At 70.5% G+C, this 19548-nt stretch carries 15 protein-coding genes; 5 read left to right on the forward strand and 10 right to left on the reverse strand.

The features are described from left to right. Together AC6JA9_RS40515 and AC6JA9_RS40520 are read left to right on the forward strand one after the other, a co-directional pair. Complete coding sequence (locus AC6JA9_RS40515) at positions 1 to 1284, forward strand: hypothetical protein (protein ID WP_497958750.1); 1284 nt, start codon at positions 1 to 3, stop codon at positions 1282 to 1284. A 90-nt stretch (positions 1285 to 1374) separates the two neighbouring features. Next, positions 1375 to 2031, forward strand: a complete 657-nt coding sequence (locus AC6JA9_RS40520; RefSeq protein ID WP_426748907.1) for a hypothetical protein — start codon at positions 1375 to 1377, stop codon at positions 2029 to 2031. A 57-nt stretch (positions 2032 to 2088) separates the two neighbouring features. Here the strand turns inward: AC6JA9_RS40520 and AC6JA9_RS40525 are convergent, their stop codons facing one another. The 3 genes from AC6JA9_RS40525 to AC6JA9_RS40535 form a co-directional block, all read right to left on the reverse strand. After that, a complete protein-coding gene (locus AC6JA9_RS40525; RefSeq protein WP_223750392.1) occupies positions 2089 to 2784 on the reverse strand; it encodes a hypothetical protein in 696 nt (231 codons plus the stop codon). Positions 2785 to 2852: 68 nt separating this feature from the next. Continuing rightward, the gene (locus AC6JA9_RS40530; RefSeq protein WP_497958751.1) at positions 2853 to 5426 is read right to left on the reverse strand and encodes a glycoside hydrolase family 15 protein; all 2574 of its coding nucleotides are present in this window, start codon (positions 5424 to 5426) and stop codon (positions 2853 to 2855) included. Between the two features lie 117 nt (positions 5427 to 5543). Then, positions 5544 to 6119 (reverse strand): imm11 family protein, encoded by a 576-nt coding sequence (locus AC6JA9_RS40535; RefSeq protein WP_223750394.1) that lies wholly within the window; start codon positions 6117 to 6119, stop codon positions 5544 to 5546. Positions 6120 to 6706: 587 nt separating this feature from the next. On the opposite strand from AC6JA9_RS40535, the gene AC6JA9_RS40540 reads away from it, so the two are divergent. From AC6JA9_RS40540 to AC6JA9_RS40550, 3 genes are all read left to right on the forward strand, one after another. After that, positions 6707 to 7231, forward strand: a complete 525-nt coding sequence (locus AC6JA9_RS40540) for a hypothetical protein (protein ID WP_223783830.1) — start codon at positions 6707 to 6709, stop codon at positions 7229 to 7231. Positions 7232 to 7360: 129 nt separating this feature from the next. Continuing rightward, positions 7361 to 7633 carry a hypothetical protein gene (locus AC6JA9_RS40545; protein WP_426748903.1) on the forward strand — a complete coding sequence of 91 codons (273 nt, stop codon included), beginning with the start codon at positions 7361 to 7363 and terminating at the stop codon, positions 7631 to 7633. A 773-nt stretch (positions 7634 to 8406) separates the two neighbouring features. Continuing rightward, on the forward strand, positions 8407 to 8847 hold the full coding sequence (locus tag AC6JA9_RS40550; protein WP_483579098.1) for a VOC family protein: 441 nt from the start codon (positions 8407 to 8409) through the stop codon (positions 8845 to 8847). Between the two features lie 7 nt (positions 8848 to 8854). On the opposite strand, the gene AC6JA9_RS40555 is transcribed toward AC6JA9_RS40550, so the two are convergent. Genes AC6JA9_RS40555 through AC6JA9_RS40585 form a run of 7 tightly spaced genes read right to left on the reverse strand, consistent with a single transcriptional unit; the run spans position 8855 to position 19282 of the window. Then, positions 8855 to 10213: a sensor histidine kinase gene (locus tag AC6JA9_RS40555; RefSeq protein WP_426748902.1), complete on the reverse strand. Its 1359-nt coding sequence runs from the start codon at positions 10211 to 10213 to the stop codon at positions 8855 to 8857. Next, complete coding sequence (locus AC6JA9_RS40560) at positions 10210 to 11661, reverse strand: sigma-54-dependent transcriptional regulator (RefSeq protein WP_223750399.1); 1452 nt, start codon at positions 11659 to 11661, stop codon at positions 10210 to 10212. Before AC6JA9_RS40560 ends, AC6JA9_RS40555 begins: the two co-directional genes overlap by 4 nt. Before the next feature lie 33 nt (positions 11662 to 11694). After that, positions 11695 to 14100, reverse strand: coding sequence for an ABC transporter permease (locus tag AC6JA9_RS40565; protein WP_223750400.1), 2406 nt, complete (start codon positions 14098 to 14100; stop codon positions 11695 to 11697). A gap of 19 nt (positions 14101 to 14119) precedes the next feature. Then, entirely contained in the window at positions 14120 to 14797 is a 678-nt protein-coding gene (locus tag AC6JA9_RS40570; protein ID WP_426748901.1) for an ABC transporter ATP-binding protein, read from the reverse strand. A 20-nt stretch (positions 14798 to 14817) separates the two neighbouring features. Further along, positions 14818 to 17235: an ABC transporter permease gene (locus tag AC6JA9_RS40575; protein WP_223750402.1), complete on the reverse strand. Its 2418-nt coding sequence runs from the start codon at positions 17233 to 17235 to the stop codon at positions 14818 to 14820. A 38-nt stretch (positions 17236 to 17273) separates the two neighbouring features. Continuing rightward, the gene (locus AC6JA9_RS40580; RefSeq protein WP_223750403.1) at positions 17274 to 18041 is read right to left on the reverse strand and encodes an ABC transporter ATP-binding protein; all 768 of its coding nucleotides are present in this window, start codon (positions 18039 to 18041) and stop codon (positions 17274 to 17276) included. After that, positions 18038 to 19282 carry an efflux RND transporter periplasmic adaptor subunit gene (locus AC6JA9_RS40585; RefSeq protein ID WP_223750404.1) on the reverse strand — a complete coding sequence of 415 codons (1245 nt, stop codon included), beginning with the start codon at positions 19280 to 19282 and terminating at the stop codon, positions 18038 to 18040. Before AC6JA9_RS40585 ends, AC6JA9_RS40580 begins: the two co-directional genes overlap by 4 nt. Positions 19283 to 19548: the final 266 nt, after the last annotated feature.

The following is a 19548-nucleotide window of genomic DNA, read 5'->3' on the forward strand; positions in this document are numbered from 1 at the left end:
ATGCCACGACTGCTTCGTTGCCTGCCTCTCGCCGCGCTGCTCGCCACGGGCTGCGACCGCAAGCCGGAGGACCCGGTGTTCGTGTACGGCTTCCTGCAACACCTGGATGGCTCGCCGCGTCCCGACGTCACGGTGACCTTGGAGCGCACGCGCCAGCCGAGCTACGAGCACCCCGAGAACGAGGGCTTCAAGCCCTACACGGAGGCTCGCAGCGAGGGTGGGGGCCAGGTCACGCTGGAGGTGCTCCACGGAGACGCCCTGGAGGAGGGGGAGTACGAGCGGACGCAGTACCGCTTCCGGCTGGCCGCGCCGCTCGAGGAAGGGCATGGCGTCTACACGTCCTTCGTCTTCGAGGACGACGTGGAGATTCCTCCCCTGCGCCCGTGGGCGCCGAACCTGACGGTGGGGCGGGACGCGGAGGGGCTCGCGCTGTCGTTCGACGCGCCGCCGCCGGTGCCGCCGCTTCCGCCCTCGGGGCGCCTGCTGCAATGGGAGACGAGCGCGTCGCCGGACCTGATTACACTCGAGCCGTGGACGCCCTACCCGGTGGTCCAGCTGCATGGCCCGGGAGGAAGGCTCTGGGAGGTCCATGACGCGGCGGCGCCCTGGCGTCCCAATCCCTATCAACTGGAGGACTTCGCCGGGGTGGAGGCGCAGGTGCGCGCGGTGAGCCTGGGCACGTGGATCTTCCGTCCGCTGGCCTCCAATGACAGCACGGTGTCGTTCCGCGTGGAGTGGCGAGGCCCGCGTGTCCCCGTGCCCGTGGGCACGGCGCACCCCGTGAGCCGAGGGGCCGCGTGCACGCCTGCTCCCGTGGGCGAGCTGTGTCCGTACACGGATGGTTCGCTGCGCAAGGTGCGCACCACGCAGGGGGCGGTGGACTCCGGCGTGAACGAGGTGGTGCTCCAGTGGGAGGCCCCCATCCGTCCCCGGCACGCCGTCATCCGGGAGGTGGAGCTGCATTCGAGCGCCACGCCCCAGCTCCTCTTCCAGGTGGAGGGCAGCCTGGATGGAGGGAGCTGGGCGACGCTGGGGAGCGCGCCGTACGAGAACTACGACGACGTCGAGATACGAGACCCGAGCTTCTCCATGGCGCTCGACCACACGGCGGAGGACAGCCCCTATGGGGATGGGCCGCTGGACATGAAGCGGCCGGCGCGCTTCGTCGAGGTGGCGCTGACGGGGGAGGTGCCGGTGCGCTTCGTGCGCCTGCGGGTGTTCGCGGGAGGAGGCTCGTGGACGATTCCCATCTCCGCGCTCTCGGAGCTCTCGGTGTTCGAGTAGGGGCCATCGCCCTGGAGAGCAGGTTGCTGCCCGGGGGACACGTGTCGACGTTGCGCGAGGTAGTCCACATTGCCTCGAAGGAGCAGGCCCTTGCGTACGACGCCCGAGAAGAAGATGTCCCTGCTGACGGAGAACGAAGCCCAGCTCGTGCTCGCCAGCGCGCCCCGCAATCTGATGGAGCTGTCCCGCCGCGAGCTGCGCGGTCGCATCCAGCGCGCGCGGCGGCTGATGGACAAGTATGACGGCCTGGCGACGCGTCAGCGGCGCGAGGCCCTGGGCAGGCGCACGCCCACGCGCTCCAAGCGCGCCGAGGGCAACGCGAACACGCGGCGCAAGGCCACCTACTTCCGTCAGGCGCTGATGCGCTTCGAGAAGCGCCTGGCGATGCTGGACCGCCAGGAGGCGATGATGGCCAAGCGGGCCCGCGTCACGAGGAAGGCCACGGGGGCCAGGAGGACGACGAGGGCCGCGGGTGGGAACACGCGGAGGACTCGGACGGCGACGCGGACCACGGGCGGCGCGCGGAGGACGCGCACGGGCACGGCGACGCGAGCCGTGGGTGGGCGCAAGCCCGTGCGCCGCATGAGCGCCGCGGGTCGCACCGCGACGGGCTCGGTGCGCGAGATGAAGGCCCAGCGCCGCAAGGGTGGGGCTCGCAAGCAGCAGGGCTTCAGCTCGATGCGGCGCGCGTCCCATGTCCAGGGTCGCAACCGGCGCACGCAGGCGCGCAAGGACTCGCGCCGCTGAGCTTCTCGGCTCACCGCACCGCCTCGCCGAACCCGACGAGGCTCGGCGAGGAAGTCGTCAGGATTGAGCGGAAGTCGGCGTGGACGCGTACAGCGCCGAGACTTGCTCCGTCACGCTCTCCAGCCATGCCCGCGCCAGTGCCCAGTTGCGAACCGGCTTCGGATAACGCCACGCGGGGAAGTCCGTCTCCTCGTCGCTGCGACAACCCGCGGTCGCGACACCTTGGGCGTCGACCCAGGCTTGCGCTTCGACTGCGAGCGACGCGAGCCGCTTGTCCAAGCCCCATGCGCAGATGACGAGCGGCGCGCCCAGCACGTCGGTGCCAATCGCCGCATTCGCCTCTGCGAATACGCACCCCAGGTCCGCGTGGGTCGCGCCCTTGCTGATGAGCGCGAACAGGTCGGCGCTCTTGGCCGCGCGAACATCGGACAGGTTCACGACCCGCACATGGGTCATGCCGACGGCCTCCATGACACGCATGATCCGGTACTGGACCGCGTCGGGTTTGGTGGGCACCAGGAGCCCCGCATGCTCGCGCGAACCGAAGCCTGGCTTCGGCGCCGATGAGCCCGGATTCATCATCACCACCAACGCCTCAGGCTGCTCGGCGAGCTTCTCGGGCGGGAGCGGAGCGAGCACCAACGGCTTGCCTGCACGAATCTCGAGCACGGCTCGCCGCTGGAAGTCGGCGCGCGCATCATCCCAATCGTGGAACAGACCCCAACAGGCGTAGTGGTTCTTCAGGCGCTTCATGGCGGCTCCCTGATGGGGGGTTCGCCGCGCTCCATCCGCGTGGGATGGAGCGCGCAGTGACGCGAGCCTCAGGCCCGCCGACGGCGCGTGAGCGCGGTGACACCGGCCAGCGAGAGCATCAGCCACAGCGCCATCGCGCCGGGGCCCGTGGCGCTGCAGCCACCGCCCGTCACCTGGGGCTCCTCGGACGAACCCGAGTCGGGCTGACCGGGGTTGCCCGCATCGGGCGTCCCCGGGCCGGCGTCGGGCGTGCCAGGGCCCGCGTCGGGCGTCTTGGTGATGGTGCTCTCATCCAGGTACGCGCCGCACGCCGGGTCGGCCGTGCCCTCCGCGCGGTGCGCCAGCGCGAGCGCATACGCCCCCGCGCCGAAGCCCACCATGGGGGAGTTGTACTTGTAGGTGCCATTGAGCTCGTCATACGTCTCGGACACCGCGAGGTAGTTCTTCAGCGACTGGTCCGTCACCCACTTGAGCACCCGCTCCGCACGCTCCGGGTCTCCGGCCATCCGCTTCGCCATGGCGCCGCGCAGGCTCACGATGACCCACTCCGCGCTGTCGTACTCGCCGCCCCAGGGGCTCAGGTCCGCGCCGCCCGTGTGGTCATAGCGGTCATCGTTGCGCGACCAGCCCGCGCCCGCGGGAGAGGACAGGCGCAGGTCCAGTCCGCGAATCGTCTCGCGAGCAATCTTCCCCGCCGGGTCGAACAGCTCGAACGCGAACGCGTCCAGCACCGCCGCGTCCCAGTAGCCGCGACCCGAGCGCACCTCCTCCAGGTTGGAGCCGAGCGCGAAGTTGTGGTCCGTCAGCTTCTCCGCCATCGCGCGGCGGATGGACTCGCCGGCGTTGCGGTAGCGCGTGGCCCGCTCGGTGTCACCGACGCGCTCGGCGAGCGCGGCCGCGTCACACAGGCCGCGCGCCGCGGTGAGGCTCGTGTACGTCCACGAGCGCTGCCGTCCGTTCCAGTGTGTCTCCCAGATGGACGAGTCCGCGCGGATGAGCCCCGTCTGCGGGTCGATGAGCGCCACCAGCGCGTCACCCACCTTCGTGGACACGGTGGGCCACGTCTGGTCGACGAGGGTGACGTCTCCGGTGGTGCGCTCGTAGTGGCGCAGCGCCCAGAGGAACAGGCCGAAGCCGTCGAACTCGATGTTCGGCCCCGCCTCGTTGAAGTCCGTCTCCTCCACGCCGAAGCCGTGGTAGCGCGTGAGCGTGATGATGTAGGGCGGCATGGAGTACGGCTGCAGCTCGCGCCAGTTCTGGAACCGGCCGCTGTCCGCGTTGAGGTAGTAGGACAGCGCCTCGCGCGCGTCCGTGTTCATGCCCAGCGTGGTCATGGCGGCGGCCGCGTAGGCGCCGTCGCGAATCCATGCGTAGGTCCACTGTCCAGGCGGGAGGCTCGCGAGCACCGCGCCCTTGCCCGCGTGCTTCACCAGGCCGGGCAGCGTGGCCGGTGAGCCATTGGGCGCCTTGAAGCGCGTCGCGCGGGGCTCGCCGTCGCGGGAGAGGAACTCGCGCAGCCAGGCCTCGCTGGAGCGGACCTGGGCCATGTGCATCACGACGGCGGAGTGGCGCAGCAGGGTCTCCTCGTTGTCGGACAGGCCGGTGGGGACCTTGACGGTGTCGTTCTGGAAGGAGGCCCAGCGGGCGACCTCGGCGTCGACCAGGGCCTTGGCGTCGGAGGTGCCCACGTAGTCGGACAGCCACTGGCGCGCGGTGGCGGAGCCCTCGGGGTTGCCGAAGTGCGCGAAGGCGACGCCGACCCACTTCTCCGCGCCGGCGGCGATGTCCCCCAGGTTGAACTGGTAGGCGGTGGCCCAACCCTTGGCGGCCGAGGGCTGCGCGGTGAAGTCCTGCAGGTCCTGGCCGCCGCCGCTCTGCACCACGTTGTAGCCATTGGCGGCCCCCGTGGCGGTGGAGACCCACGCGGCCTTGCGAGCCACGGCGCCCAGGGGGCGGCCCACGACGACGCCGGCGAAGCCCTTCTCGACGAAGTCGTTGCCGCTCAGTTCCACCGTCTCGCCGTTCTCGTCGATGTCGGACATGACGCCGGGGCGGCCGTAGCCCAGGTGGAAGTTCTGGAGGGAGAAGACGCTGACGCCGGTGGAGGGCGCGGTGCCGGTGTTGCGCACGCGCAGGGCCATGACGAAGGCGGCGTGGGGGAGGGACTGGGGGGCGAAGACGTAGGTGGTGACCTCGAGGGTGCCCACGCGCTGGACCATGCGCGCGAGGCCCGTGCCGCCGTTCTCACCGGAGGCCCAGGGGGCGTAGCCGCTCGCGTCCAGGTCCACGTCCTGGGCGCTCAGCCAGCGCTGGGAGCCGCCGGAGCGCAGGCCGAAGAACGCGTCGAAGAGGACATCGCGCGCGTGGACGACCTGGGGCTGGCCGCGGACGAAGACGTCGTTGCCCACGCCGTCGATGACGGGCTCCTCGGTGGCGAAGAGGTGCTCGCGGAAGTGGGAGACCTTCTTCTGCTCCAGGTCGAGCATCACGGCGCCGTGGCCGTTGGAGGAGGCGAGCTTGGTGAAGGTGCGCTGGACCGCGACCTCGGCGCGAGCCTCGATGGCGAGGCCACACAGCAGGGGGGCGAGGAGGAGGGTCAAGGCCCGGGCGGGGGCGCGACACAGGTGGGAGAGACGCTTCATGCCGCCGATTCTGGAGTGCTTCCCGCCCCAGGCCAACCGGGTACGTCGCTTCCCTGTGTCACGGGTGCCCGTGGACCCGTGACGGTGGTCCGATCCGGCGACGAGTTGCCAGGCAGCTCAGACCTCGTCGAACCGTCCTCCCGAGATACCGTTCGCCTCCAGCGCGTCCTTGAGCTCCTCGTCGACGATCAGGGCCGCGGGCCATCCCCAGGGTCGGAACACGCGCGCATTCACGACCTTCGCTGGGTCGATTCGCAGACCGATGACCGACCGGTACTCGCCCACCCGGTCCGCATGCAGCTTGTCGTCCGCGGTGTAGAGCTGCACCTCACGGCAAGCTGCATCATCGATACAGCGAATGGTCCGAGCGACATTCAAAATGAAATAGGGGCTCGACTCTCCTTCGACCTCCACCGGGAACAACTGCACATCGTCTGGTGCCATCTCGCGGAAGATGGACGCCACACGCCCGCTCACGACAGGTGCCAACCCTGTTCCGGCAAACTCGATATCGAGCGGTATTCCTGGACGAGAGATGGGCACTCTCAGCTGCGCCTGTGGCGCGATGGGCCGCCCATCCGAGAACATCCAGACATCCTCCAACGCCTGACCTGTCACTGACGTCGGGTCGTCGAGGTACCACCGCCCCTTGACGTATTCGTCCATGCTCAGGTCGAAGTAGCGCTGTGCCATGTCCCTACTCTTGAGCGCTCTGCACGAAGAGACCTCTCAACTCGGACCCGTCACCTATGAGGCTCCATGCGCTCCTGGCAAGTTGCTCCGCCAGCGAGCTCGGCAGCGCTCCTGGTCCATGCCGACCGTGCATTCGGGGTGCTACCAATCCTGGGGCTCTCCAACTCGTAGCCCATGAGCAGTGGATGAACTGTCGGGCAATCCACACTGACGACAAGGCAGTGCGCGCAGACAGCCGGGCAGCGCTGGCGCAACCATCCTCGGAACCGCCACGGCGCGGACACTCGCTCACGAGCTACAGCCCTGCTCCGCGCTTACTGCAGGTCCGTGGCCGTTCACGGCATTGAGCCGCGGCTTCTGACGCACGGCGCCTTTCCCATCGAGACACCGTAAGTCCCCGCGTCCCCTCGGGTTTCACGCGCGCGTGACACAGGGCACGCCGTGCATCGCGGCATTCGCGCGCACCGGCTTGGCGTCAGGAGACAACGGGTTGTCGCCCACGTTCGTCTCAAGACATGCGACTTCTTGCGTTCTGTGAAGTGCACGGCCCTCGGTCAACCAGGCCGAGACACGGGGGGGACAAAGGCATGATTTCGCTCGACGGGTCCACGGTGAGACTCTGGAAGACGCTGAGCTGCTTCCTCAGGGTCCTCATGACGCAGGTGCTCTACGTGGCACCGCTGTTCTGGTTCATGGAGCTGTCCCAGAACGTGGCCTGGCGATGGATGAACGGCGACTGGGGGTGGCACTACCCGGAGTCGCCGTACCACTGGTTCTCCTTCGGCAGCATGATTCTGTGGGCCGGGTGCGTGGGCCTCTTGTGGACCCTGCACTACTTCTGGTTCTACCCGCGCCGCGTGAAGGTCTGGACGCGCGTGGGCATCGGCGCCGTGGCCTGCTTCATGGGCGAGTGGTTCGGTGGCTACATGGCCGCCAACATGTTCGACCACCCCCTCCAGGTGTGGCCGGGCTCGCCGCTCATCTACGTGCACTACGCGGCCATGTTCTTCTGGGTGAGCAACGTCATCGTCTACCACCTGGTCACCGTGAACGTGGTCGACCTCACCCCCACCTACGACGCCCCGCCCGACACCGGCGCCCAGGTGGCCTGAGTCTCCGGACACCCGTCCCTCCAGGGCAGGGCTCTGTGCTGGAATGCACGCAACGCCAGTCACGCGTGAGTCCCTCGGGCTCACGTGAGGCAGCGCAGGCGCGGTTCCACACAACCTGGAGGTAGCCCCATGCTGAACAAGATGTTCATGTCCGCGGTGGTGATGCTGGTGGGCCTGATGGGCGTCGTCGCCACGAGCGGTGCCGAGGTGACGAACCTGGATGCCAGCGAGCAGGTCTGTGTCGCCGCGCACACCGCGCAGGAGCTGGTGCCTCCGGGCCCCACGGCCGCGTGCCCCTCGTACTGCGGCCCGGCCCGGGTCGCCTGTGTCGCCGGCTGCAACGGCGACACCGCGTGCCGCGCTGTGTGCCAGGACCAGTACATCACCTGCTGCGGTTTCTGAGCGTCGCCCGTTCCTCGCCGCGTGGCTTCTCGCGCGGCGAGCCAGCGACCGGAAGAACAGTCCCGCCCATGAAAGACACCCCGGGCGAACACTCGAATCGCTCACTCGAGGTGCCCGACTCAATCACTTACAGGCCAACCCGCTACGGCCAATCCGGATCGCACTGCCATCGCCCCAAGCAGACGCAGCTTCCAGGAATATCGACCGGATAGCAGCACCGCCTCCTCGTCTCCTCTCCGCACTCCGTCCGGTGCACGAACTTGCAGGGCGTATCGTCAATACACCCAGGCGGCGAGGAGGGGCACGGCATGAAGACCCCGTCGCACGTCACGCCCTGGTAGTCCGTCGTCGTGCACGTCGAGGTCCCCGTCGGACAACTGACCGAGCCCGAGGAACAGAGCGCGGTACAGACCGCGAGCTCTTGCGAGGACGACTCCAGCACCTCGCCCTCGACAGCGACCTCGGTCGACGCGCCTCCACATCCCATCACCAGACCGACAGCACAGGCCAAAACCCACCACTTGAAGCACTTCATGGCAGCCCTCCCGTTTCGTGGAGCTGTGCGAGCCAGGGATGTTCGAGCCACCCCCATCCTCGGGCAGGCGTGCCAGCCTGACAATCGTGTCCCCTGGGACCCACCCGCTCACGGCGCTTGCCTTTGCAGTTGCTCGAACGCCCCACCGGGCAACGACTCACACGCATCTTCATGCCGTGTACCTGGCCCCACTGAGCGATGCTGTCCGCCGGCCCCCATCACCCCCAGGGACGAACACATGACCGTCAAGCGCTTGGACAACATCGGCATCGTCGTCGAGGACCTCCCGGCGGCCATCGCCTTCTTCACCGAGCTGGGCCTGGAGCTCGAGGGCGAGATGCCCGTCGCCGGTGACTGGGTCGACCGCTGCGTCGGACTCGAGAACGTCCAGGTCGACATCGCGATGATGCGGACCCCGAATGGCCCCACCCGCCTGGAGCTGACGAAGTTCCACCACCCGGCCGCGACCCACGGCGAGCCGAAGGACGCTCCCGCCAACATCATGGGCCTGCGTCGCATCATGTTCGCCGTCGACGACATCCACGACGTCGTCACCCGCCTGCGCAAACACGGCGCCGAGCTCGTCGGCGAGGTCGCCCGCTACCAGGACCGCTACCTGCTCTGCTACCTCCGAGGCCCCTCGGGCATCATCGTCGCCCTGGCCGAGGAGCTCCGCTGAAGCACCTTCACCCCACCATCGCCGCGCGCCCCTCCAGCGGGAGCCTCAGCCGCGCCCGGCACCCACGTCCCTCCGGACGGTTCTCCAGGCGCAGCGTGCCACCGTGCGCCTCGGCAATCTGCTGACTCAGCGCCAGGCCGATGCCGCTGCCCTGCGGCTTCGTCGTGAAGAACGGCACGAACAGGTTCCCCGTGTCCGCCAGCCCCGGGCCCTCATCCTCCACCCAGACCTCCACCGCCCCCGGCGACAACACCGCCCACGACACCCAGACGTCGCCACCGCGCGGCTCCGCCAGCACCGCGTCCACCGCGTTGCGCACCAGGTTGATGAGCAACTGCTCCAGCTGGTCCGAGTCCCCCCGCACCACCAACGACGGCCCCGTCCGCACCGCCACGGGCTTGCGGTGCTCCAGCGCCGCCACGCGCCGCACCCACCCATCCACCTCCACGCCTCGCAACACCGGCGGCGGCAGCCTGGCCAGCCGCGCATACGCGGACATGAACCGCGCCAGCGCCTCCGAGCGCCTCGCCACGATTCCCAGTCCGCTCTTCGCGTCGTCCTCCCAATCCGACGGCCTGGGCTCCATCACCAGCGTGTCCCGCAGCGCCTCCGCGATGGACTGGATGGGCGCCAGCGAGTTGTTGATTTCATGGCTCAACACACGTACCAGCCGGCGCCACGCCTCGCGCTCCTGCTCGCGCAACGCCAGTCGCAAATCGGCAATCACCACCAGGTGATGCGGCAACCCGCCCTGACGGAACGCCCCGCGCCGCAGCTCGTACGGCCCGCCCTCCTCCGCGAAGGTGCGCGACAGCCTGCGCGGCGCCGGGCCCTCCAGCAGGTCCGCCAGCCCCACCGAGCCCGCGCCCTTCCCCATCAGCTGCGAGCGCGGCTGGCCCAACAGCTTCTCACCCGCCCGGTTCACCAGCCGCAGCGTCCCCGCCACGTCGAACGCCAGCACCGTGACGTCAATCTCCTCCATCACCTGCTCGAGCAACGCCCCCGCCTCCAGCGCACCCAGTCGCTGCTCGCGCAAGGTGTCGCCCAGCGCATTCACCTCCAGCAGCACCTCGCCCAGCGCGTCGCCCGCCCGAGCCCCACGCCCGCGCGTCGAGTAGTCCCCCTCGCGCAGCGCGGCCAACAGGTTCGCCACCGCGTGCAGCGGCCGCATCACCCGCTCGCGCACCAGGAGCCCCACGCCCAGGAAGATGCCCACCACCAGCGTGGTGAGCGTCCAGCGGACCTTCGACGAGAAGTCTCCCGTCCACACCAGCGCGAGCGACGCCACCCCGCCCGGCAGTCCCGCCAGCCACGTCAGGGCCAGCACCTGCAGGTCATGTGGCCAGGGCCCGCGCTCGCGCCTCACCTTGCTCCCTTGATGCCGTAGTACTGGAGCCGACGGTACAGCGCGCTGCGTGACAGGCCCAGCCCCTTCGCCGCCTCGCTCACGTTGCCCTCATGCCGCGCCAGCGCCCGCTCGATGAGGTAGCGCTCCACCTCCTCCAGCGTCATCTCCTCCAGCCGCGACAACCCCTCACGCCCCGCCCGGCGCAGCAGCAAATCCTCCGCCGTCACCTCGTTGCCCACCGCCATCAACAGCGAGCGCTCCACCGCGTGCTCCAGCTCGCGCACGTTGCCCGGCCACGGATAGGACAAGAGCGCCTCCAGCGCCCCCGCCGACATCCGCACGTCATGGCGCCCGTAGCGCTTGCCGTGCTCGGCCAGGAAGTGCGCCGCCAGCAGCGGGATGTCCTCGCGCCGCTCCCGCAGGGCCGGCAGCGGCACCTCCACCGTGTTGAGGCGGTACAGCAGGTCCTCGCGGAAGCGGCCCTCGGCCACCGCCTTGGGCAGGTCCACGTTCGTCGCGCTCACCACGCGCACGTCCACCCGCCGCGTCTTCGACGAGCCCACCGGGTGCAGCTCCCCCGTCTGCAGCACGCGCAACAGCTTCGCCTGCTGCGACAGCGGCATGTTCCCGATTTCGTCCAGGAACAGCGTGCCGCCGTCCGCCAGCTCGAAGCAGCCGATGCGGTCCGTCTTCGCGTCCGTGAAGGCGCCCTTCACGTGGCCGAACAGCTCGCTCTCGAAGACCCCCTCCGACAGGCCGCCGGAGTTCACCGCCACGAAGGCCCGGTCCGCGCGCGTGGAGGACGCGTGCAGCAGCCTGGCCACCACCTCCTTCCCCGTGCCGTGCTCACCCGTCACCAGCACGTTGGCGGCCGACGGGGCCACGCGCTCAATCATGCGGCGCACCGGCATCATCGCGCGCGACTCGGAGACCAGGTTCGGCAGCCCGCCCTGTCCCCGGCGCAGGTGCTGGTTCTCCTCCTCCAGCCGGCGGCTGCGCTTGAGCGCGCGGCTCAGCTCCAGCTGCGTGCGCAGCGTGGCGAGCAGCCGCGTGTTGTCCCACGGCTTCTGCACGTAGTCGCGCGCGCCGCCACGCATGGCCTCCACCGCGCCCTCCACGCTGCTCCACGCCGTCATCACCACCACCGGCAGCGACGCGTCCTGCGCGCGGATGCGGCCGAGCAGGTCCATGCCCTCCTTGCCGGACGTGGTATCGCGCGCGTAGTTCAGGTCCATCAGGACCAGGTCCACGTCCTCGGCCTCCAGCGTGGCGAGCGCTCCCGCGGGCGACTGCGCGGTGACGACGGTGTGTCCGTCACGCTTGAGCAGCAGGCGCAGGGCCTCCAGCACGTCGGCCTGGTCGTCCGCGATGAGGATGCGCGAGGGCCTCGCGGCGGCCACCAGGGCCGGCGACGCAGGGACGGGGGTGGGAACGGAAACGGAGAGTGATTCGGACACGGAGGTCATCCAGGAGAAAGAGAGTGCCAGAAAGGAAGGGACTCAGCCGCGACGAAGCACCGACGCGGGGTCCACGCTCGCCGCCCTGCGAGCCGGAAGCCAGCTCGCCAGCCAGGCGGTACCCAGGAGCAACAGCGCCACGCCCGCCAACACCGGAACATCCAGCGCGCCCATGCCATACAGCAGCCCTTCCATGATGCGATGGGCCGCCAGCGCGCCCAGCAGGCCCAGGCCCAACCCCAGCCCCACCCGCCGCAGCGCCTGCCCCACCACCAGCCACAGCACATCCACGCCGCGCGCGCCCAGCGCCAGCCGCACCCCCATCTCGTGCGAGCGCTGCGCCACCGAGTACGACATCACGCCGTAGATGCCCACCGCCGCGAGCACCAGCGCCAGCACGCCGAAGGCCCCCAACAGCACCGCCCGGAAGCGCGGCTGTCCCAAGTCCATCGCCAGCCGCTCCTCCAGCGTGCTCGCGCGCGCCAGCGCCACCGAGGAGTCCACCGCGCGCAGCTCCTCGCGCACCACCGACTCCAGCGTCCTCGGGTCCAGGCCCGGCGCCGCCCGCACCGCGAGCTGCCCGTCCGTCGTCGGCTCCTGCGCCATGGGGACGTACGCGGTGGGCTCGTGCCCCGTCTCCACCCCCGCGTACGCCACGTCCGCCACCACGCCCACCACCGTCGTCCACAGCGGGTTGCCCTGCTCGTCGTCACCTCCGAAGGAGATGCGGCGGCCAATCGGGTCCTGGTCCGGGAAGACCTCGCGCGCGAAGCGCTCGCTCACCACCGCGACCCGGGGCGCCTTCGCTCCGTCCGCCTCCGTCAGGAGCCGCCCCGCCCGCAGCGGCACGCGCAGCGCCTCCAGGAAGCCCGGCGTGGCGGCGTTGATGAGCGCGTCGGGACGCACGGGTGGATCCTCGGAGCCCTCCTTCCAGTAACCCGAGCGCGAGATGGAGCCCCCCGCCGGAAGGCTCTCGCCCACGCCCACGCCAGCGACCTCCGGACGCGCGGAGAGCCGCGCCGTCAGCTCCCGATGGAAGGCCTCCGTCCGCTCCGGCGTGTCATAGCGGCCCTGCGGCAGCGCCAGCCGGGCCACGAAGACGCCCGCCGGGTCCAGGCCCGGGTCGGACTGGTACATCCGCCAGAAGCTCTTGAGCATCAACCCCGCCGAGGTGACGAGCATCAGCGCGAGCGCCACCTCCGCCACCACCAGCGCCGCGTGCGCGCGCCCGCGGGACGTCTCCGTCGCTCCGCGCCCCAGCACCGTCGCCGGCGACAGCTGCGTGCGCTGGAGCGCCGGCACCAGCCCCACGCCCACGCCCGTGGTCAGCGTCACCGCCAGCGCGAAGACGAGCACGCGGCCATGCACCACCACCTCGCCCGAGCGGGGCAGCTTGTCGGCGCCCAGCGCCATCAACACATCGGTGATCCACAGCGCCAGCAGCACGCCGCCCACCCCGCCCATCAGCGCCAGCAGCACGCTCTCCGTGAGGAGCTGACGCATCAGCCGGCCACGCCCGGCGCCCAGCGCCACGCGGATGCCCATCTCCCGCTGCCGCGCCGCCGCCCGCGCGAGCTGCAGGTGCGCCACGTTGGCCGCCGCCAGCAGCAGCACCAGGGACACCGCGCCCAGCAGCACCCACAGCAGCAGGCTGACGCCCTGGGTGAGGTGCTCGTCGTAGCGGACCACCCGCAACCCCAGGGTGGTGTCGTCCCGCGCGAGCAGCTCCTCGCGCAGGCCCTCCAGCTCGTGCCGGGCCGACTCCAGCGTCGCGCCCTGGGCCAGCCTCGCCGCGACGGCGAAGGAGCGGAAGCCCCGCTGCGTGCGCTCATCCGACGTGGCCGCGCCCGGCAGGCTGTCGAAGGGCACCCAGACCTCGGTGGTGAGGGAGGGCGCGTCGAAGGACGGCGGCATCACCCCAATCACCGTGTAGGGCTGACCGCCCAGCGTCAGCGTGCGGCCCAGCACGCCCGCGCCGCCGCCCTCCTTCAGCCAGCGCGCGTACGAGATGACGGTCAGCGGCGCGGCGCGCTCCTCGGGCGCGAAGGTCCTGCCCAGCATCGGCTTCGTACCGAAGGCCCCGAAGAAGTCCCCCACCACCACCGCGCCGCGCAGCTGCTCGGCGTCACCCTGGCCGGTGAGGTTCATCAGCCGCTGGCCGTACGCGGTCATCGAGCGCAGCTGCGTGGAGCGCCGCGCGACGTCCTCGTAGTTGGGCAGACTGTAGCGCGCCAGGGACTTCCCGGGCCGCGCGTTGGACAGCACCACCAGTCGCTCCGGCTCCGGGAACGACAGGGGGCGCAGCAGCACCGCGTCCACGACGCTGAACAGCGCCGTCGTCACGCCGATGCCCAGCGTCAACACCAGCACCGCCGCCACCGTGAAGACGGGCGACTGGCGCATCGTCCGCAGGGCGTACTTCACGTCCATCGACAGGTCGCTCAGCATGGCGTTCCTCGCGAAACTCTCAGGGCTTCTGGAGCCAGCCGTCGGCGAGCTGGATGATGCGGTGGCCGTAGGCCGCGTTGGCCTCCGAGTGCGTCACCTGGATGATGGTGGTGCCCTGCTGGTTGAGCGTCTGGAACACCTCCATGATGTGCTTCGCCTGCGCCGAGTGGAGGTTGCCCGTGGGCTCGTCCGCCAACAGGACCTTGGGCGTGGCGATGAGCGCGCGGGCGATGCCCACCAGCTGCTGCTGACCGCCGGAGAGCTGCGAGGGGAACAGGTCCTTCTTCCCCACCAGCTGGAAGCGGTCGAGCATGTCGCCCACCAGCGCCTCGCGCTCGCCGCGCTTGAGGTTGCGGTAGGACAGCGGCACCTCCAGGTTCTCGGCCACCGTGAGGTTGTCGAGCAGGTGGTACTGCTGGAACACGAAGCCGATGGTGCGGCGGGACAGCTCCCCGCGCTCCTTGGGCTTCATCGCGTGCACGGCCTGACCGTCCAGGGCGTACTCGCCCTTCCACTCGGCGTCGAGCATGCCCAGCACGGACAACAGCGTGGACTTGCCCGCGCCGGAGGGGCCCATCAGCGTGACGAACTCGCCGGCCTGGATGTCCAAATCGATGTTGCGCAGCACCCAGGTGCGGCCGCCCGCCAGGGGATAGGACTTCTCGACTTGGCGCAGGGAGATGAGGGGAGAGGACATGGTGCGTGCTTCTTTCGTGCTCACTCGGAGCGCAAGGAGATGATGGGGTCCACGCGCGTGGCCCGGCGCGCCGGCAGCCACGTCGCCGCCAGCGCCACCGCGCCCAGCAGCGCCGCGACCCCCGCGAAGGTCCACGCGTCGTACGCGGCCACGCCGTACAGCAGCGAGCGCAAGAGGTGCGCGAGGCCCAGCGACAACCCCAGGCCCAGCACCACCCCCAGCCCCGCGAGGCTCAAGCCCTGGCGCAGCACCAGCCACAGCACGTCCGAGCGCGCCGCGCCCAGCGCCATGCGGATGCCCAGCTCCCGCGTGCGCTGCGCCACCGAGTAGCCGATGACGCCCGCGAGGCCCAGCGCCGCCAAGAGCAGCGCGGTGCCGCCGAACAGGCCCATGAGCAGCGCCGACAGTCGCCGCGCGCCGATGGACTCGTCCACCAGCCGCGTCAGCGGCGCCACGCCGAACAGCGGCACGTCCGCGTCCACCTGGCGCAGCTCGGCGGCGATGCCCGCGCGCAGCGCCTCCGGGGCCCCGGCCTTCGTCCGCACGGCGAGCGCCAGGTGCGAGCCGCCCAGCTGCGGCAGCGAGTAATACGCCATGGGCACCACCGGCTTGTCCAAGGCCCACTCGCGCGCATCCTCGACGATGCCCACCACCGTGGCCCACTCGGCCTTCGGGTACCTCAACTTCAGCCGCTGTCCCAGCGCGTTGCCCTGGGGCCAGTACGCGTCCGCGAAGGTCTTGTTGATGACCACCGCCCACGCCGTGCCCGGGACGTCCGTCGCCTCGAGCAGCCGCCCCTCGCGCAGCCGCATGCCCAGCGTGGAGAGGTAGTCCGGGCTCACGGTGCGCAGCTGAACCGCGGGCCACACCTCGTCGGGGCCCTTCGTGCGCCCGTCGATGTCGAAGCCGAACGTCACCGAGCGGCCCAGGGGCAGAAGGTTGGTGAGCCCCGCGGACTCCACGCCGGGCAGGGCCTGGAGGCGCGTCAGGAGCTCGCGCTGGAAGGCGCCCTGCTGCTCCGTCGTCGCGTAGCGGTTCTCCGGCAGCGTCAGCCGCGCGGTGAGCACGCCCTCGGGCCGGAAGCCGGGGTCCACCGACAGCAGCGCCAGCAGGCTCCGGCCGAACAACCCCGCGCCCACCAGCAGCACCAGCGCGAAGGCCACCTGCCCCACCACCAACCCGGAGCGCAGCTTCCCGGAGCGCCCGCCCGCCGTGCCGCGCGAGCCCTCGCGCATCGCCGCGTTCAGGTCCGCGCGGCTCGCCTGCAGCGCCGGCACCAGCCCGAACACCAGTCCCGACAACAGGCTCACCCCACCGGTGAACAGCACCGAGCGCACCTCCAGCCGCACCTCGGCCGCGCGCGGCAACGCGTCACCCACGAAGGCGAGCAGCACGTCCGTCCCCCACAGCGCGAAGAGCAACCCCAGCGCCCCGCCCAGGAGCGACAGCAACAGGCTCTCGGTGAGGAACTGCGCCACCAGGCGCGCGCGGTTCGCGCCCAGCGCCGCGCGGATGGACACCTCGCGCTCGCGCGCCGCGGCTCGGGCCAGCAGCAGGTTCGCCACGCTGCCGCACGCCACCAGCAGCACGAAGCCCACCGCGCCCAGCAAGAGCCACAGCGTCCCGCGCACCTCGCCCACCACCTCGTCCTCCAGCGACTTCAGGGCGATGGTGCGCTGGCCCTGCGCGTACTTCGGATGCTCCTGGGCGAGCTGCCGCGACACCCGCTCCAGGTCCTCGCGCGCCGCCTCCAGCGTCACGCCGGGCTTCAGCCGGGCCATGACCTCCAGGAACCGCGTGTCGCGCTTGTCCTCGGACGCCAGCTCCGCCGAGGGCGCGAAGGGCTTGTACAGCTGCGAGCCCGCCGGGAACGCCACCCCGCGCGGCAGCACGCCGATGACGGTGTACGGCTCTCCGTTCAGCTGGAGCGTGCGTCCCAGCACGCTCGGGTCCTCGGAGAAGTGCGCGCGCCACGTCTGGTGCGTGAGCACCACCACCCGGTCATTGCCCTGCGTCTGTTCCGCCTCGGTGAAGTTGCGGCCCAGCATGGGCGCGACGCCGAGCGTGGGAAGGAAGGAGGCGGTGGCCTCCACCATCACCAGCGATTGCGGCGTGTCCACGCCCGTCAGCGTCACGCTGTCATCCGTGTACGCCGCCACCGAGGAGAAGACGACGGGCAGCCTCGCGGCGTCCTGGTACTCCGCCACCGAGGACGTCAGCCCCTTGCGCCCCGCGCGGGCGAAGTCGTTCGACACGTCCATCAGCCGGTCCGGCGCCGCGAAGGGCGGCGGCACCAGCAGCACGCCGTTCACCACGCTGAAGACCGCGCTGTTCGCGCCGATGCCCAGCGCCAGCGCCAGCACCGCCACCAGCGTGAAGCCGGGGCTCTTGCGCAGCGAGCGCAGCGCCAGGCGGACATCCTGAAGAAGGTTTTCCATGGGTGGGGAGTCCGCGTGTCGAAGGGGACGACGGACGGTCAGCGGCGCTGCTCGTCCTGCACGATGCGGCCGTCGAAGAGGCTCACCGTGCGCGTGGCGGTGCGCGCGTGCGCGGGGTCGTGCGTCACCATGCAGATGGTGGCGCCCGCCTTGTGCAGCTCGGAGAGCAACTGCATCACCGCCTCGCCGTTCTTCGAGTCGAGGTTGCCCGTGGGCTCGTCGGCCAGCAGGATGAGCGGGTCTCCCGCCACCGCGCGCGCCACGGCCACGCGCTGCTGCTGACCACCCGAGAGCTGCCCCGGCATGTGCCGCGCGCGGTGCGCCATGCCCACCTTCTCCAGCGCGCGCTCCACCCGCTGCTTGCGCTCGGCGGCGGGCATGCCCCGGTATGTCAGGGGCAGCTCCACGTTCTCGAACACCGTCAAATCACCGATGAGGTTGAAGCTCTGGAAGATGAAGCCGATGTGCCGGTTGCGCACCAGCGCGCGGTCCGTGGCGGACAAGTCCAGCACGCTCTTGCCGTCCAGCAGGTACGTGCCGCGCGTCGTCGTGTCGAGCAACCCCAGCACCGCCAGCAGCGTCGACTTGCCCGAGCCCGACGGGCCGACGATGGCCACCCACTCACCCTGGCGGATGTTGAGGTGGATGTTGGAGAGCGCGTGCGTCTCCACCTCCTCCGTCTCGAACACCTTCGTCAGCCCCTCCAGCGTGATGAGGGCCTTGCTCGGGTCCGCCTTGGGTCCACCGGAGAGCACCGCCGCGTCCTCGGAAGCGGGGGTCTCCACACTGCTCGTCGTCGTCGTCATCGCAATCTCACCCGCTCCACCGCGTCCCACGCGGCCATGTCCGAAAGCACCACCTGGTCACCTTCCGCGAGGCCCTGGAGCACCTCCACGGCATTCACCGAGCCCCGGCCCAGCTGCACCGGCACCCGCACGGCCTCGTCGCTTCCCGGCATCAAACGGAAGAGCGACATCGTCCCGTTGGGCTGCGCGCCCGCCGGGCGCCCCACCGACAGCACGTTGGCCAGCCGCTCCAGCTCCACCGTGCCCTCCACCGTGAGGTCCGGCCGCGCGCCCCGGGGCAGCTGGGCCGGCAGGGACACCTCCACCCGCACCGTGCCCTGGCTGGCCGCCGGCGCCACGCGCGCCACCGTGCCCTCGACGACGCCGTTGCGCGTGTCCACCAGCGCCTTCTGGCCCTGGACGATGTCGCGCGCCTGCGTCTCGGCGATTCTCAGCTCCGCCTTGAGCCGCTCGGGCTTCACCACCTTCGCCAGCAGCACGCCCGGCGTCACCCACTGGCCCAGCTCCAACGGCAGCTCCTGCAGCACGCCATCCTCCCCGGCGACCACCTTCATCGAGTCCACCTGGGTACGACGGAAGCGCGCGACCGCTTTCAATCGCTCCACCTGTCCGGCCTGCGCGGCCAGCTGGTCCTTCATGCTCGCGGCGACCACGGTCAGCTTCTTGCGCTCCAACTCCAGCCGGCGCGTCAGCTCGCCCGCCTTCTCCCCCTGCTGCCGCGCCTCGAGCGCGGGGATGAGGTCCTTCTGGGCCAGCGCCGTGTTCGCCGACGCCCGGCGCGCGGCGTCCGAGGACTCCGCGGTGAGCGTCTCCACCGTCGCCTCCTGCGCCAGCCGCTGCGTCTCCAGCGTCATCCGCAGCTGGATGTACTCGGCCTCCGCGCTCGCCAGCTGCCGCTCGGCCTCCAGCATCTGCAGCTGCACGTCCGGGTTGGACAGCTCCATCAGGAGCGTGTCCGCCTTCACCTCGGCGCCGGGCCGCACGTGGATGCGCTCCACGCGCCCCGCCGTGTCCGCCGTCAGCCAGCGGATGTACTCGGGCACCAGCGTGCCCGCGCCCTTCACCTGGCGCACCATGGGGCCGCGCTTCACCGTGTCCAACCACACCGAGGCCCGGTCCACCGACGGCGCCGCGGGGCGCAGCCGGCCCAGCCCCACCGTGACGAGGATGAGGGCGAGCGCGCCTCCGATGGCGAAGACCCAGGGCTTGCGGCGAGGCTTCTTGGCTTTGGGAATGTCCACGCCAGGCCCTAGAGCGAGCCGCGTGCCAACACCTCCTCGCGCACCAACCCCACAGAATCGTTGGAGGCAGGGCCCCCCTCGCCCCAGGCCGTGCCCGCTTCCGCGAAGTGATGTCCCAGAAGCGAACAACCGCGCGACCCGGATGCGCGTGCGGTCCGGCCCGGCAAACACTCCCCGTCTCCCGGGTGAGGTCAGCGTCGACTAGAATTGCAGACTATGCAGTTAATACCATTCTAGAGCGTCAAAATTGACTCACAGCTTGTTCC

The organism is Myxococcus sp. MH1 (assembly GCF_059738865.1).